Below are 15512 nucleotides of genomic sequence, written 5' to 3' on the forward strand. Positions count from 1 at the left end.
CGGGCGCCGCAGGGGGTGCCCCCGCGCCCGCCGTATCCCGCGCCGCGTCCGCCCCCGCCTCCGCGAAGGCCAGCACCGCGGCCCGGATGTCCGCCAGCGCGGGCGCCGCCGTGCCCGCGCGGACCGCGGCTGAGACGCGTTCCGCACAAGCAGCGCAGGCTTCGACGTGCTTCTCGACCGACCATGCGTCGGTCTCCGGCAGTGAGCCGTCGGCGTACGACGCCGCGTGGGCGGGCGTCACATGCCAGGCAGCGGCGGGGCCGCCGCGCTTGATCAGTCGTCGGAGCGTCATGCGGTGCCTCCGAGAGCGTCCAGGAGGTGCGGGGGTGTGGAGCGCCGCTCGGTGAGGGCGGCGCGGAGTTCTCTGCGGGCGCGTTGGGCGCGGGTTTTGACGGTGCCCTCGGGGATGCCGAGGAGTTGCGCGGCCTCGCGGGTGGTGAGGCCGTCGACGACCGTGGCGCGCAGGACGGCGCGCAGTTCGGGGGAGAGGCGGTCGAGGGCGGCGCCGACGTCCCCGTACTCCAGCGCGTCGAGCGCCCGCTCCTCCGCGGAGGGGGCCGTGGCGCGGGCCGGGTCCGGCTGGTGGCGGGCGTGGGCGGCCTGGGCCCGGGCGGCGCGGGCGGCGGCGCGCTGGGCGTCGACGAGGCGGCGGGCCGCGATGGTCCACAGCCAGCCGCCCGCCTCGCCGCCGCGGTGCGCGTCGGCCGTGCGCCAGGCCGTGACGAAGGTGTCCTGCAAGACCTCGCGTACGGTCTCGGCGTCCTGGCAGCGGCGTGTGAGGCGCGCGTGCAGCCAGCCGGCGTGCCGGTCGTAGAGCGCGGCGAGCGCCTGCGCGTCTCCCTGCGCTACGGCTCGCAGCAACTCCCCGTCGCTTCGGTCTGCCCCCATGGGGCGGAACAGTTTCACGCCCCTCTATCGCTTACTGAGGGGATGGCGGTTCACCATCCGCCGACGCCGTGATCGCTCAGAGCGAACACGGGGCCGGGAACATCGGCGGGCCTTCGCGCATTGAGTCTGCATAGCTCAACTTGCCTGCCGAAGGGGAGATCATGGCTTCGACGTCCACACCGCTCACCCTGCCCGTGCTGCCCCTCGATGACGAGGTCGTGCTGCCCGGCATGGTGGTGCCGCTGGACCTGTCCGACACCGAGGTACGAGCCGCGGTGGAGGCCGCCCAGGCCGCCTCGCGATCAAGCGGAGCCGCCCGGTCAAGCGGCAGCGGCAGCGGCAAGCCGCGCGTCCTGCTCGTGCCGCGCGTCGACGGAACGTACGCGGGCATGGGCACGCTCGGCACGGTCGAGCAGGTGGGCCGGCTCTCCGACGGCGACCCGGGCGCGCTCATCCGCGGTGTGCGCCGGGTGCGCATAGGCGCGGGGACGACCGGTCCCGGCGCCGCTCTGTGGGTGGAGGGCACCCAGATCGAGGAGATCGTTCCGGACCCGCTGCCCGGTGCCGTCACCGAACTGGTCAAGGAGTACAAGGCGCTGGCCACCAGCTGGCTGCGCAAGCGCGGCGCCTGGCAGGTCGTGGACCGGGTGGAGCAGATCGACGACGTCGGCCAGCTGGCCGACAACTCCGGCTACTCGCCGTTCCTGTCCATCCAGCAGCGCGTGGAGCTGCTGGAGACGGCCGACCCGGTGGCGCGGCTGAAGCTGGCCGTGGGCTGGCTGAGCGAGCACCTCGCCGAGCAGGACGTCGCCGAGTCGATCGCCAAGGACGTCCAGGAGGGCGTCGACAAGCAGCAGCGCGAGTTCCTGCTGCGGCGGCAGCTGGAGGCCGTCCGTAAGGAGCTGGCCGAGCTCAACGGCGACCCTGAGGACGAGTCCGACGACTACCGCGCCCGGGTGGAGGCCGCCGACCTTCCCGAGAAGGTGCGTGAGGCGGCCCTCAAGGAGGTCGACAAGCTGGAGCGGGCCTCCGACCAGAGCCCCGAGGGCAGCTGGATCCGCACGTGGCTCGACACCGTCCTGGAGCTGCCCTGGAACGAGCGCACCGAGGACGCGTACGACATCGCCGGCGCCAAGGCCGTGCTCGACGCCGACCACGCGGGCCTGGAGGACGTCAAGGAGCGGATCACCGAGTACCTGGCGGTGCGCAAGCGCCGCGCCGACCGGGGACTTGGCGTGGTCGGCGGCCGGCGGGGCGGCGCGGTGCTGGCCCTGGTGGGCCCGCCCGGCGTCGGCAAGACCTCGCTCGGCGAGTCGGTCGCCCGCGCGATGGGGCGCAAGTTCGTGCGCGTCGCGCTCGGCGGCGTCCGCGACGAGGCGGAGATCCGCGGCCACCGGCGTACGTACGTCGGGGCGCTGCCCGGCCGGATCGTACGGGCCGTCAAGGAGGCGGGCTCGATGAACCCGGTCGTCCTCCTCGACGAGATCGACAAGGTCGGCTCCGACTACCGCGGCGACCCCGCCGCGGCCCTGCTCGAGGTCCTGGACCCGGCGCAGAACCACACCTTCCGCGACCACTACCTGGAGGTCGAACTCGACCTGAGCGACGTGGTCTTCCTCGCCACGGCCAACGTCCTGGAGGCCATCCCCGAGGCCCTGCTCGACCGCATGGAGCTGGTCCGCCTGGACGGCTACACCGAGGACGAGAAGGTCACCATCGCCCGCGACCACCTGCTGCCCCGCCAGCTGGAGCGGGCCGGCCTGGAGCCGGGCGAGGTGGCGCTGGCGGACGACGCGCTGCGCAAGCTGGCCGCCGAGTACACCCGCGAGGCGGGCGTACGGACCCTGGAGCGGTCTATCGCGCGGCTGCTGCGCAAGGTGGCGGCCCAGCACGAGCTGGGCGAGCGGAAGCTGCCCGTCACGATCGGCACCGACGAGCTGCGGCCGCTGATCGGCCGTCCGCACCACACCCCCGAGTCCGCCCAGGACCCGGCCGAGCGGCGCACCGCCGTGCCGGGCGTGTCGACCGGGCTCGCGGTCACCGGCGCGGGCGGGGACGTGCTGTTCGTCGAGGCGTCGCTGGCCGACCCGGAGACGGGCGGCGCGGGGCTGACCCTCACCGGTCAGCTGGGCGACGTGATGAAGGAGTCCGCCCAGATCGCGCTCTCGTTCCTGCGCTCGCACGGCGCGGAGCTGGAGCTTCCGGTCGGTGACCTGAAGGAGCGCGGTATCCACCTGCACGTCCCGGCGGGCGCGGTGCCCAAGGACGGCCCGAGCGCGGGCATCACGATGACCACGGCCCTGGCCTCGCTGCTCTCCGGCCGCCAGGTGCGCCCGGACGTGGCGATGACGGGTGAGGTCTCGCTGACCGGGCGGGTGCTGCCCATCGGCGGCGTCAAGCAGAAGCTGCTGGCGGCGCACCGGGCCGGGGTGACCACCGTGATCATCCCGAAGCGCAACGAGCCCGACCTCGACGACGTCCCCGCCGAGATCCTGGACAAGCTCGACGTCCACCCGGTCTCGGACGTCCGCCGCGTCCTGGAACTGGCCCTCACCCCGGCGGCCACGCCTGCCGCTCCGGCCGCCCCGGAGGTTCCGGTGGCGGCGTGACGGACGCCACCGGTGCGGTGGCCCGGGGCTCCCGTTCGCACGGGGGTTCCGGGCCTTCCGTGTCCCATGGGCCAAAAACGGCCGACGCCCCCCCGGTGTACGGACAGTCAGGTCCGTACACCGGAGGGCGAAGAGCCGAGGAGCCGAAGGGTCCAAGGGCTGACGCGGGGGGCGTCAGCCGTTGGCGAGGGCCTGCAGCCGGTCGATCGCGCCGTTGAACTGGTTGTGGTCGCCGACCGTCGCGCCCGACGAGGTGTACTGCCAGATGGTGTGGAAGCCCCAGCCAGCCGGGAGTTCACCGACGGAGGAGCCGTAGCGCGGGATCCACAGCGGGTTGACGCTGCCGAAGGCGCTGGAGTTGCCGGTGCAGCTCTTCCACCAGCTGGTCGAGGTGTAGATCACCGGGTCGCGGCCGGTGAGTGACTTGTAGGTGTTGTTGAAGTCCTTGATCCAGCTGACCATCGCGCTCGCGCTCTTGCCGTAGCAGGTCGCGCCGTAGGGGTTGTACTCCATGTCGAGCGCGCCGGGGAGCGTCTTGCCGTCCTTCGACCAGCCACCGCCGTGGTTGACGAAGTACGTGGCCTGCGCCGCGCCGCTGGAATTGTCCGGCAGGGCGAAGTGGTACGAGCCGCGGATCATGCCGACGTTGTACGAACCGTTGTACTGCTGCGCGAAGTACGGGTTCGTGTACGTGGTGCCTTCCGTCGCCTTGACGTAGGCGAAGCGGACTCCGCTGCTCCAGAGCGTCGACCAGGCGACATTGCCCTGGTGGCTGCTGACGTCCACGCCTTCGACGGAGGCGAGCAGCCCGGGCGGCTCCTCACCGGTCGTGGATCCGCCTTCGTGCTTGAGTATCTGTGAGCCGGCCCAGTCGTCCTCGGGGTGGGGGATGGCCTTTCCGCTCTTGCCCTGGGCGGCCGAAGCCGTACCGGAGAGCGTGAAGCTCATCGCGAGGAGACCGGCGAGAATGCCGATGAGTGCGGTCAGGGTGCGCCGGGTCGTACCAGGTCTGTGCTTGGGCATGGCGTGCCTCCGAAGGCCTCGTGTGGGGAGAGGTGCACGTGTCATTGGTATGGCCATGTCAGGTAGGACAGGACTCTACGGGCGTAGATGCGCGGCGCGGAAGGGGGTCGGGTTGCTGCCGTTGGTCTAATCCTGCGAAATACTGACGGAGCTGCGGCGACGGCCGCGTCTGAAAGAAAATTTCACGCCGTGAAAATCCGGAGAGGGCTCTGACGTGCACAACAACGGGGCAATGCCCCCCGAGGGGGGTGAGGGACGCACCATGGGCGGAATTGGTGTAGACCATGCATTCCTGGCTCTGGAACGCGAATTGGCGGTTTTCCTTCGCCGCGCCCGCGCCTCTTCGGGTGAATTGGCGCGAGAAGTCCACCCCGAACTGGAATCCGCCGCGTATGGACTGCTGATGCGGCTGGAAGACGCCGGACAGCAGCGGGCCACGGATCTCGCGGCCTACTTCGGCGTCGGCAAGGCGACGATGAGCCGCCAACTGCGGGCACTGGAGGACCTCGGGCTGGTGGCCCGGGCCCCCGACCCCGCCGACGGCCGGGCCTTCCTGGTTCAGTTGACGGATGAGGGGCGCGCCCGGTTCCGTCGGGTGCGAGTGGCCCGGCGGGCGCGGTATGCGCGCCGCCTCGCGGCGTGGGAGCGCAGCGAAGTGGCCGAACTCGCCCGGCTGCTGCACCGGCTGAACTCCGTGCAGGTCACCGAGGAGCCCGGGCAGGACGCAGCTTCGCCGCAGGAGTAGGCCTCTCATGTACGTCAGGATCGGCAAGGTCCGCCGACCCGGCGACGCGGGTGTGGCGTTCGGGGGACGGGTGGGGATGCGGGGGTACGGCTGAGGGGTCGGCGCCGACGCGCCCGGCGACCGCGCGGGCCCGGGGAACTCCGCTGGAACCCTTTGGAACTCCTCAGAACTCCGCGAAGACGACCGCCGCGTCGTCATGCGTCTTGCCCCGCCGGTACGCGATGCGGTCCGGGTCGGCGTCCTCCGCCGCCCGTACCCGGTCGATCAGCGACTGCGGGCCCTCCTTCCGCAGCCGTTCGAAGCACTCGGCCCAGTCGCCCTCGTGGAACACCTCCACCCACCGCGCCGCCCCGTCGGTGAGCGCCGCCACCGCCCGTATCCCCGCGCGCGGGGAGGTGCCGGTGACGGCCCGCCGCGCGACCGCCGGGTCGGCGGCGGCGGTGAAGAAGCCGCCCTCGACGTTGCGCAGCGGGGCCAGGGGCCGGCGTCCCGCGGCGATCAGCTGGTCGATACGGTCGTCGAGTACGGGTGTGACCGTGCCGTCCGTACGCTCGATCAGCAACGCGGAGTCGGAGAGCACCAGATGCTCGACCCGCTCCGCGTCCCACCGCACCGCGACTACTGTCGCCTGAGGCGTTCTAACGTGAGAAAGGTCACATTCTGAGCCATGCGCCTCGGCCGTACGTTCGATCGCGTGGGAGAGGCAATCCGCCAGCGGCATATCCCGGTGCGATCCGGACAGTTCGAGCAGCGCCCCGCCCAGCCGGGCGGTGAACCAGGGCACGTCGTGGACGCAGCCGTAGTCCTCCTCGGGCGGTGTCACCCCGTCCAGTACCACCAGCACCCCACCCTGGCCTGACGCGGGCAACGCTACTGACGCGTAGTCCTCGTTGGGGACGCGGGGATCACCGGGGGCGGTGGCGAGTTCGATGCGCATCCGGCCAGTCTGCCGGATCGGGGTCCATCATCCCCGAGTCGCCCCGCTTGTCCCGGCTTGGCCGGAATTGACGGTTGCGGGAATGCGCGAGGGAGCATCTTCCCAGGAGGTCTGGTGATTTCCAACCCGTGAAAGGTTGAAGGAGGGTATGGCCCGCGACCGAAGTTTGGTGGTCAACTACGCAATGCGGTTCACTCGTTCGGGCGGTGGGGTGGGTGATGTATGCCCGTCCTGAAGTCGTCCTGAAAGGGTCGGAACCCCTACCAGAGGTGGGGAATCACACAATTGTTGAACCGTCGTCACCTCTGAACCACAGTGGGTCGGGCGAGAAGAGATTGTGAGCACCGGTGCGGAAGAAGCGGCTTCGGGGCAGCAACCATGAGCAGGGCGGCGAGCCACCCCGGCAGGGCCGGCAGGAGGCGTCGCCGCAGCGCAGCACCGCACGGGTCCGTAATCGGCTGGCCGTGTCCGTCGCCGTCGTCTCGCTGGCCGTCCTCGGAGCCGGGGCCCCGGCCGTCCTCAGCGCACTGGACGACACCACCGACGCCCAGAAGCTCGTCGACCTCGCCGAGACCAACCGCGGTGCGGTGACCCTCGCCCACGCCCTCGCCGATGAGCGCGACGCCATGATCGAGTACGTCGCGGCCGGCCGTAACTCCGCCTCCGGCGCCGGTGTCTCCGAGAGCCAGCGGGCCCGGGTGGACCGGCAGGTCAAGGAGGTCGGTCCGGGCACCCCGGCCGAGGTGCGGCGGCTGCTGGACGCGCTGCCCAAGGTCCGCCAGCAGGCGCTGACCGGCAGCGGCTCGGCGCTCGATGTGTACGAGAACTACACCGAGACCATCCAGGCCCTCGGCGGCCTCGCCGACACCCTGGCCCGCAAGTTCCGGGACGGCGCCGACGACGGCTCCGCGGCCGCGCTGGCCCCCCTCGGCCGCGCCACGGAAGAGGCGTCCGCCACCCGCGGGCTGCTGCTCGGCGCGCTCGCCGCGGGCGGCGCGCAGCCCAAGCTCACCTCGGCGGCCCAGCGGACCAACGTCCGCGAGCAGTCCGCGCTCTCCGACTTCAACCAGCTCGCCCCGGCCTCCGCCCGCGACCGCTACGCCCGCACCGTCAACGGCACCGAGGTCACCGCCGCCGAGCGCTATATCGCCCGCCTCACCGACCAGCCCCAGCTCTCCGACACCGATCTGTTCCTGGGCGGCGAGCGCGTCGAGTCCAGCCTGTCCGCCCGTATCGACCGGATGCGCGGCGTCGAGTCCTCGCTGGCCACCGCCGAGATCGAACATCTGGAGAAGCTGCGCGACGACGAGGTCACCGACCTCGAGGTGGGCATCGGCATCCTCGGCGCCTGTCTGCTGCTGGCCATCGGCATGAGCATCCAGGCCGCCCGCTCGCTGACCCGGCCGCTGGCCGCGCTGCGGCTCGGCGCGCGGCGGGTGGCCGGCGACCCGGTGGCCGAGGAGCCGATCGCCTTCAAGGGCCGCAACGACGAGTTCGCGGACGCCGTACGGGCCGTCAACCAGATGCACCAGGCCGCGGTGCGCGAGCACGAGCGCGCCGTGAAGCTGGAGGCCGACCGGGCCCGCCTGGTCGACGAGCGGCGGCGGCTCGCCGACGAGCGGTCCGAGCTGCGCCGCGAGCGGGACGAGGTCTCCACCCGCCTCGACGGTCTGCGCGCCCGCGTCCACGGCAGCTTCGTCAGCCTGGCGCTGCGCACCCTCGGCCTGATCGAGCGCCAGCTGACCATCATCGAGGGGATGGAGGAGCGCGAGCAGGACCCGGACCGCCTCCAGACCCTCTTCCAGCTGGACCACCTGGCCACCGGAATGCGCCGTTACGGCGAGAACCTGCTGGTCATCGCGGGCTCCGAGAACAAGGCCGCGCATCCGGGGCCGGTGCCGCTGCTGGATGTGCTGCGTGCCTCGATCAGCGAGGTCGAGCGGTACGACCGGGTGCAGATCCAGGCCCTGCCGCAGCACGCCCAGGTCGCCGGGTACGCCGCGGACAGCATCAGCCACCTGATCGCCGAGCTGCTGGAGAACGCGACGACGTTCTCGCCGCCGGACACCCTGGTGCAGATCTCCGGCTGGCTGCTGGAGAGCGGCGAGGTCATGCTCTCCGTCCAGGACGAGGGCATCGGCATGACGCCCGAGCGCTTCGTCGAGCTCAACAACCGGCTGTCCGACCCGGTGCCCGAGTACTGCCAGGGCCCGCAGCCCGAGGACCCGCTGGGGCTCGGCCTGTACGTGGTGACCCGGCTGGCCGCGCGGCACGGCGTACGGGTGCAACTGCGCGAGCAGAAGCCGGGCGGGGTCGCGGCCGTGGTGGTCCTCCCGACGAAGATCCTGCCCGCCGGTCCGCCCGGCACCGGCCTGCCGCCCGCCGCGCCCGCGGGGTCCTCGTACGGCGGCACCTCGCTGCCGTCCTTCCCTGGCTCGGTGGCCGAGGCCAACTCCAACACCCTTCCGGGGCAGTCCCGTCCGGCCCTCGCCGGAGCCTCCGCCTCCGGGACCTCCGCCCCCGGGACCTCAGCCGCCGATCTGGAGTCGCCCCGGACGCTCTCGCACCGGCGCGGCGGGCGCCTGGGGCTGCCGCGCCCGGGCGCGGGGGACGGCTCCGGCGGCCCGGCCCGTACGGCGGCGAACCCCCAGGGGACCCCGACCGGATCGCCGGTCGGATCGTCGGCAGGACCGGCGGCCGGAACGTCGGCCACCCCGGTGCTCGGACCGTCGGTGGGGGCGTTGCCCGGCTCGCCGGCCGACGAGCCGGCCCAGGAGCCGCGTGCCCGGACCGCGGACTCCGCCGCGACGGCCGTTCCCGGCCTGGAGACGAGCCGTGGCCTGGAGATGGCCCCCGACCCGACCCCGCCGCGCGGCCACCCGGCCCCGGGCCCGTCGGACGGCGGCACGCTGCCCATGCTTCCGCGGCGCGCCCCGAAGCAGGCCCCGGACCCGCTGGTGGAGGCCGCCGAGCGGACCATCCAGCTCTCCGGGCACCGGGGCGAGCAGGTCGCCGACCCGCGCCGGCCGATCCAGCGGAGCGGTGGCGACACGATCGGCGGCCATGGCATCCGCCCCGTCGGCGCGGACGCCTGGGGGCCCGTCGAGGGTTCGGCGCCGGCCGAGCCCACGGACTCCACGCGATCGGTCACCGGCGCGTATCTGGTCGAGCCCGCCGAGCACACCCGTCCCGGCGACGACGGGCAGCCGACCCCGGACGGGTCGGGGGCCGCGCTGTCCGGAGTGCCCGGTCAGCGAACCCCAGGAGCGGCAGGAGCGGCCGGAGCGGCAGACGCGGCGGAGGCGCGCGGAAGGCGCCTCACCGACAAGGGACTTCCCAAGCGCACCCCGAAGAACGTGGTTCTGCCGGACACCGACCCCCAGGAGCGCACGGGCGCGGTGAACGCCGAGGAACTGCGGCGCAGGCTCGGCGGTTTCCAGAAGGGCGCGCGCCAGGGACGCCGCGATGCCGAGGCCGAAATCGCGAGTCGCGGCGCGGCGGGGGAGCGGCAGCGGGGACAATCGGGGGCGCAGGACGAGGGTGGCACGGTTGAGGAGGCACGCAGGTGAATGCGCCCAGTAGCACGTATGGGTTGAGTTCCGAGGCCCGTAATCTGCATTGGCTGCTGTCGAACCTGGTCGAGGAGGTCCCCGGCGTCCGCTCGGTCGCCGTCGTCTCCTCCGACGGGCTGATGCTGCTGTCCTCGGACGCGCGGCACATCGAGGCCGCCGCCGACCCGAAGGACCAGGACGGCCCCAAGGGGTCGAGCGCCGACCTGGCCACCATCGTCTCCGGCCTCGGCAGCCTCACGCTGGGCGCGGCCAAGCTGATGGACGGCGGGGTCGTCAAGCAGACGATGGTCGCGATGGACCAGGGCAGTCTGTTCGTCATGTCCATCAGCGACGGCTCGCTGCTGGGTGTGCACGCCACACCGGACTGCGATATGACCGTGGTCGCGTACCACATGGCGCTGTTCGTCGGCCGGGCCGGGCATGTGCTCACCCCCGAACTCCGCACCGAACTGCGCCGGTCCCTGGAGTCCGCGCAGTGACGTCGGCGTCCTACAAGGCCGCCCGCGTACGCCCGTACTCGCTCACCGGCGGCCGGACCAGGTCCGGCCATGTGCTGCTGGTCGAGACCTTCGTGGCCACGCTGGAGACCCCGGACGGGGCGGTCGAGCCCGCGCTCAGCGGGCCGGCCTCCCGGATGGTGCCGGAGATCCGGGCCATCATCGACCTCTGCCGTCGGATGCGTTCGGTCGCGGAGGTCTCCGCGCTGCTCAAGATTCCGCTCGGTGTGGTGCGCGTGTTGCTCAGCGACCTCGCGGACCAGGGAAAGATCCGCGTGTACGGCACGGGGCGGGGCCCCGGACAGCCGGAACGCGCGTTGCTCGAAAGGGTGCTCAGTGGACTTCGCAGACTCTGAGACGACGATGACGGCGGCACCGCTACGGGTGCCGAAGATACCGGGGGCCGACGAGGCGCTCCAGGGGTGGCAGGACGACCGTTCGCGGGCGCCCATCGCCACCAAGATCGTCATCGCGGGGGGTTTCGGCGTCGGCAAGACGACATTCGTGAGTTCGGTCTCGGAGATCACACCGCTGCAGACCGAGGCGCTGATGACGCGGGCCAGCGAGAACGTGGACGATCTCGCCGCGACCCCGCAGAAGCTGACCACGACGGTCGCGATGGACTTCGGCCGGATCACGCTCGACTCCGACCTGGTGCTGTATCTGTTCGGCACACCGGGCCAGCAGCGGTTCTGGTTCATGTGGGACGACCTGATGCGCGGCGCGATCGGCGCCGTGGTGATGGTCGACACCCGCCGCCTGGAGGACAGCTTCCCGGCGCTCGACTACTTCGAGAGCTGCGGGCTGCCGTACGTCATCGCGGTCAACCAGTTCCAGGGGACCCCGGTGTACGAGCCGGAGGATGTGCGGGACGCGCTGTCCGTACCGGCGAAGGTGCCCGTGGTGATCATGGATGCCCGCAATCGCATCTCGGTGGTCGACGCACTGCTGGCGCTGGTGAGGTTCGCCGTGGACATCTCGCCCGAGTGACCCGGCCCCGCCATGCGCAGGATGCTCATCGTCGGGGCCGGTCAGTCCGGGCTCCAACTCGCCCTGGGGCTCCAGGCCCAGGGGTACGAGGTCACCTTGATGTCCAACCGCACGGCCGATGAGATCCGCGTCGGCCGCGTGATGTCCACCCAGTGCATGTTCCGCACCGCGCTCCAGCATGAGCGCGATCTGGAGATCAACTTCTGGGAGGAGCAGGCCCCGCGCATCCAGGGCCTGGGCGTCTCGGTCGCCGGCCCCGTCACCCCGCTGGGACATCCACGCCTGGTCGACTGGGTGGGCGAGCTGGACGGCTACGCCCAGTCCGTCGACCAGCGGCTGAAGATGGCCGGCTGGATGGACGCCTTCGAGCGGCGCGGCGGCCGGCTGGTCATCCACGGCGCGGCCGTCTCCGACATCGACTTCCTCGCGGAGCGGTACGACCTGGTGCTGGTCGCGGCGGGCAAGGGCGAACTGGGCGACCTTTTCGGCCGGGACGCCGCCCGCTCCCCGTACACCTCCCCGCAGCGCGCCCTCGCCGTCGCCTATGTCCACGGCCTCGCCCCCCGGTTGGAACACCCCGACCTCGAAGCGGTGCGCTGCAATCTGGTGCCCGATGTGGGCGAGCTGTACGTGATGCCCGCCCTCACCACCTCCGGGCGGGCCGACATCCTGTTCTGGGAGGCCATCCCCGGCGGCCCCGCCGATGTCTTCGACGGCGTCACCGACCCCTCCGAGCATCTGGCCCTGACCCTCGAGCTGATGGAGTGGTTCACGCCCTGGGAGTACGGGCGGGCCACCCGGGTCGAGCTGACGGACGCGGGCGGCACACTGTCCGGGCGCTACACCCCGACCGTCCGCGACCCCATCGGCCGGCTGCCGGGCGGCGGGCTCGTCCTCGGGGTGGCCGATGTCGTGGTCACCAACGACCCGCTCACGGGGCAGGGCTCCAACTCCGCGGCCAAATGCGCCGCCTCGTACCTGTCGAGCATCGTCGAACACGGCGACCGGCCCTTCGACGAGGCCTGGATGCGGCGGACCTTCGCGCGGTTCTGGGCGACGGCGCGGCATGTGACCAAGTGGACGAACGCGATGCTGGCCCCGCCGCCCGACCACATCGTGCGCCTCCTGGGCGCGGCGGGCCAACTGCCCGCGGTCGCGCACCGCTTCGCCAACGGCTTCGACGACCCGGCCGACTTCGAGAACTTCTTCTACGAGCCGGACAAGACCGCGGCGTATCTGGAGGAGGCGGAGGAGGCGGAAGCAGCGGGTGCCGCCGAGGACGCCGAGGGCGCCGAGGGCGCGGGAGCCGATGCGGCCGACGCGGTCGATACGGCCGATGCGCTTGATACGGCCGGCGAGGCCGCTGAGCAGGTGGGCTGAGTCAGCCCTTGGTCTTGCCGCGCGCTGTCGGGCGTACGGCGCCGCGCAGCGGATTGGAGGCGAGCGGGGACAGCTTGACCCGGCTGCCCGGGCGCGGGGCCTGCACCACCATGCCGTTGCCCGCGTAGATGGCCACATGGGTGGCGCCCTTGAAGTAGACCACCAGGTCGCCGGGGCGCAGCTCGTTGAGTTTCACCCGCGGCAGGCGGCGCCACTGCTCCTGGCTGGTGCGCGGGATGGACCGTCCGGCGTGCGCCCACGCCTGGTAGGTCAGCCCCGAGCAGTCGAAGGAGCCCGGCCCCTCCGCTCCCCAGACATACGGCTTGCCGATCTGGTTCAGCGCATACTTCAGCGCCCGCTGCCCGGCCACCACGGAGGCGGAGTGGCGGCGGGGTGTGCGGCGGTGGCCGGGCGTCTTGCGAGGGGGCTCCTTGCCTTGCGGGGGCGGTTCCTCGCTCTCTTCCGGCTTGGGCTCCGGTTCCGGTTTCGGCTCCGGTTTCGGCTCCGGCTCGGGCTCCTGCTCCGGGGCGGTGCCGGTGTCCCCGGGGTCCGCGGCGGCGTCCGGCGGTGTGTCGGAGGGGGCGTCGGACGGGGCATCGGACGGGGTATCGGGTGGGGTGTCCGGCGGGGCGTCTTCGGCCTTGGGGTCGGGGGCTCTGCCGCGGTTGGTGCGGCTGCCGGCGTCGACGTCCCATGGGCCGCCCGTGGTGTCGTCCACCGGCGGGTCGAGGACGCCGGAGGCGAGCAGTTCCCGCTGTGCCCTCTCGGTTTCCTCGTACTCCCGCTCCGCCAGCTCGCGCAGCTGGCGGAGGGTCAATGAGGCCAGGGTCCGCTCGATGGTGGTGAGGCGTTTTTCGACCTTGTCCCGCTGTTTCTTCCGTTTGGTCGCGAGGGACAGCTGTTTCTTCAGCGCGGCCCGGCCGCGCTTGGCGAGCCTTTCCGCATGTGCCTCCCCTCTGGTCAGCCGCTCGACGAGGATCGCCTGGCGGTCGGCGGCCCGGCCGAGCTCGCGCGTCTGCTCGGTGACCTGGTCCGGGCTCCGGGACAGCAGCGCCATCAGGAAGTGGTACGAGGAGAGCTGGGTGCGGCCCTGGTACTGCTCGCGGGCCAGCTGCCCCGCCTCGTCGTGGCTGATGGCGAGGTGGGCGCGGGTGCGGGCGAGGGCGGCGGTCAGCGCCCGGGTCTTGGCGCGCTGCTTGCGCAGCTTCTCCTCGGTGGCGTTGTACGCCTCGCTCGCTTCCTCGGCCTTGCGGTACAGCGTCTTGAGCTGCGTCAGCAGCTCCGCGACCGACTGCTCGGCGGGTGCGGACGGGGGCGCGGGTGCGGGGGCGGGCACGGGCGCGGCGGCGGCCGGCGCCGACGGGACGGGCGCGGCCAGCGCGGTGGCCGCGGTCAGCGCCGCCGCGCAGACAGATCGCACGATGCGTCCTGACACGGGTTCACCTCCGGGCTCGACGAGTCGACCTCGGGGCGATCGTGACATGACCAGTCGTATATTCTGGAGAATTATCCGCGAGTCGGGCCAATACGGTCACCCGTCCGGCGGTCGATCCGCGCGCCCGTTCCGTCGTATGCCTGTGCGAGCGGTGGTGTTGTCGGGCGGCGCTACCGCAGGTGTTGGCGTACCGTCAGCCCGGCTTTGACCAGGGCCATTTAAGCCCGCCCTGCGCCTTGCCCTCCGGGTCGTACTCGTACCGCCACCCGCGCACCAGCCCCAGCCGCCGCGATGTGGCGGCCGGCACCCGGCGGTAGACGTACACCGTCGGCGGGCCGCCGCCCTCGTCCGGCACCGGCACCTCGTACGTCTTCGGCGGCTGCCCGGTCATCCCGACCAGCACCGGCAGCACCCGGCCGTCCAGCGGCCCGCCCAGGAAGGGCGTCTCCTCGCTTCTCACCGGCCCAGTCTCACAGGAGGTGGGAGCCGCCGTCTCACAGCAGGTGGGAGGCGTCGCCGAGCACCGGCATCACGCGCCGGGCCAACGCCCCGGCCTGCCCCTCCGCCGTCTCCAGCGCCAGCGCCGCGCGCAGCACCCGCGCCGTCTGCGGGTCGCTCGCGCTCGTGGCGGCCATCAGCGCGACGAAGTGGTCGACGAGCCAGTCGCGCAGCTGCGCCATCGGCGGCTGCTTGCCCTCGTCCAGCCACATCAGCGAGGCGGCCTCGACCGCGGTGATCCAGGTGCGCACCATCATCCGCAGCCGCGGGCTCGGTTCCGCCACCTCCAGATGGAGCAGGATCTGATCGGCCGCGGCGCGCCGCACCTCGTCGACGATCGCGTTGGTCCGCGACGTGTCGGCGACGCTGCCGCCCTGCAGCAGCGCGCTGAACCCCGCGTCGCGCTCGTCCACGAAGGCGAGATAGCGGTCGAGCCCCCGGCCAAGCCGTACGGTGAGCGGGCCGCTCCGGGGCTCGGCGAAGCACAGTTCCAGCTCATCGGCGGCGCTGCGCAGCGCCGCCTCGTACAACTGCTGCTTGCCGCCGGGGAAGTACCGGTAGACGAGCGGCCGGGAGGCTCCGGCTGCGGTGGCCACGTCGTCCAGCGAGACGTCCTCGGGCGCGCGATGGGCGAACAGCCCGAGCGCGGCGGCGATCAGCTGGGCCCGCCGCTCCTCCACGCCGAGCCTGCGATACGCGGGGCGCGTAGCGCGGCGGGCCGCCGCTGCCGGGGTGGCGGGGGCCGCGGCGTCGGCCTCCGGCGTGTCGGAAGTCGGCGTGCCGGCCGCCGGTGTGGCGGGTGCCGGTGTGGCGGGTGTCGCGGGCGACGCCGCGGCACGGGTCGTTGTCGCCGCCGGTTGCGCCGGGGCGGTGCCGCTGCCTGTCGTCATGCCTGGCAGCGTAACCGGCCCTGCGTGCGAATTGTTTTCTGGGCTCGG

14 protein-coding genes are annotated in these 15512 nt (G+C 72.4%); 7 read left to right on the forward strand and 7 right to left on the reverse strand.

What is annotated here, in order from left to right; genetic code table 11:
- Together ACWDSL_RS04920 and ACWDSL_RS04925 are read right to left on the reverse strand one after the other, a co-directional pair.
- A partial coding sequence (locus tag ACWDSL_RS04920) for a zf-HC2 domain-containing protein (RefSeq protein ID WP_450481764.1) occupies window positions 1–292 on the reverse strand: 292 nt, incomplete at its 3' end.
- Window positions 289–888, reverse strand: a complete 600-nt coding sequence (locus tag ACWDSL_RS04925) for an RNA polymerase sigma factor (RefSeq protein WP_450481766.1) — start codon at window positions 886–888, stop codon at window positions 289–291. The genes ACWDSL_RS04925 and ACWDSL_RS04920, both read right to left, overlap by 4 nt.
- 161 nt (window positions 889–1049) lie before the next feature.
- Between ACWDSL_RS04925 and lon the strand changes: the two genes are divergently transcribed.
- Window positions 1050–3497, forward strand: a complete 2448-nt coding sequence (lon, locus tag ACWDSL_RS04930; protein WP_450481767.1) for an endopeptidase La — start codon at window positions 1050–1052, stop codon at window positions 3495–3497.
- 174 nt (window positions 3498–3671) lie between these two features.
- Here lon and ACWDSL_RS04935 read toward each other — a convergent pair whose 3' ends face one another.
- A complete protein-coding gene (locus tag ACWDSL_RS04935; protein ID WP_450481769.1) occupies window positions 3672–4520 on the reverse strand; it encodes a lysozyme in 849 nt (282 codons plus the stop codon).
- A gap of 262 nt (window positions 4521–4782) precedes the next feature.
- Here ACWDSL_RS04935 and ACWDSL_RS04940 point away from each other — a divergent pair, with 262 nt between their 5' ends.
- On the forward strand, window positions 4783–5265 hold the full coding sequence (locus ACWDSL_RS04940) for a MarR family winged helix-turn-helix transcriptional regulator (protein WP_450481771.1): 483 nt from the start codon (window positions 4783–4785) through the stop codon (window positions 5263–5265).
- 163 nt (window positions 5266–5428) lie between these two features.
- Here the strand turns inward: ACWDSL_RS04940 and ACWDSL_RS04945 are convergent, their stop codons facing one another.
- Window positions 5429–6202: a protein phosphatase 2C domain-containing protein gene (locus ACWDSL_RS04945; RefSeq protein ID WP_450481773.1), complete on the reverse strand. Its 774-nt coding sequence runs from the start codon at window positions 6200–6202 to the stop codon at window positions 5429–5431.
- Window positions 6203–6549: 347 nt separating this feature from the next.
- On the opposite strand from ACWDSL_RS04945, the gene ACWDSL_RS04950 reads away from it, so the two are divergent.
- From ACWDSL_RS04950 to ACWDSL_RS04970, 5 genes are read left to right on the forward strand one after another with little or no spacing between them, the layout of a single operon-like run.
- On the forward strand, window positions 6550–9771 hold the full coding sequence (locus ACWDSL_RS04950) for a nitrate- and nitrite sensing domain-containing protein (protein WP_450481775.1): 3222 nt from the start codon (window positions 6550–6552) through the stop codon (window positions 9769–9771).
- A complete protein-coding gene (locus tag ACWDSL_RS04955; protein WP_450481777.1) occupies window positions 9768–10253 on the forward strand; it encodes a roadblock/LC7 domain-containing protein in 486 nt (161 codons plus the stop codon). The genes ACWDSL_RS04950 and ACWDSL_RS04955 overlap by 4 nt, the downstream gene beginning before the upstream one ends.
- Complete coding sequence (locus ACWDSL_RS04960) at window positions 10250–10627, forward strand: DUF742 domain-containing protein (protein WP_450481779.1); 378 nt, start codon at window positions 10250–10252, stop codon at window positions 10625–10627. The genes ACWDSL_RS04955 and ACWDSL_RS04960 overlap by 4 nt, the downstream gene beginning before the upstream one ends.
- Before the next feature lie 7 nt (window positions 10628–10634).
- Window positions 10635–11261, forward strand: a complete 627-nt coding sequence (locus tag ACWDSL_RS04965) for a GTP-binding protein (protein ID WP_450481780.1) — start codon at window positions 10635–10637, stop codon at window positions 11259–11261.
- 12 nt (window positions 11262–11273) lie between these two features.
- Window positions 11274–12641: a styrene monooxygenase/indole monooxygenase family protein gene (locus tag ACWDSL_RS04970; protein ID WP_450481782.1), complete on the forward strand. Its 1368-nt coding sequence runs from the start codon at window positions 11274–11276 to the stop codon at window positions 12639–12641.
- 1 nt (window position 12642) lies between these two features.
- On the opposite strand, the gene ACWDSL_RS04975 is transcribed toward ACWDSL_RS04970, so the two are convergent.
- The 3 genes from ACWDSL_RS04975 to ACWDSL_RS04985 all read right to left on the reverse strand — a co-directional run bounded on the left by ACWDSL_RS04975 (window position 12643) and on the right by ACWDSL_RS04985 (window position 15464).
- Window positions 12643–14061 (reverse strand): NlpC/P60 family protein, encoded by a 1419-nt coding sequence (locus ACWDSL_RS04975; RefSeq protein WP_450481784.1) that lies wholly within the window; start codon window positions 14059–14061, stop codon window positions 12643–12645.
- 208 nt (window positions 14062–14269) lie between these two features.
- Window positions 14270–14536, reverse strand: coding sequence for a hypothetical protein (locus tag ACWDSL_RS04980; protein ID WP_450481786.1), 267 nt, complete (start codon window positions 14534–14536; stop codon window positions 14270–14272).
- Between the two features lie 34 nt (window positions 14537–14570).
- Window positions 14571–15464 (reverse strand): TetR/AcrR family transcriptional regulator, encoded by an 894-nt coding sequence (locus tag ACWDSL_RS04985; protein ID WP_450481788.1) that lies wholly within the window; start codon window positions 15462–15464, stop codon window positions 14571–14573.
- Window positions 15465–15512 lie beyond the last annotated feature (48 nt).

The organism is Streptomyces sp. NPDC000941 (assembly GCF_053599555.1).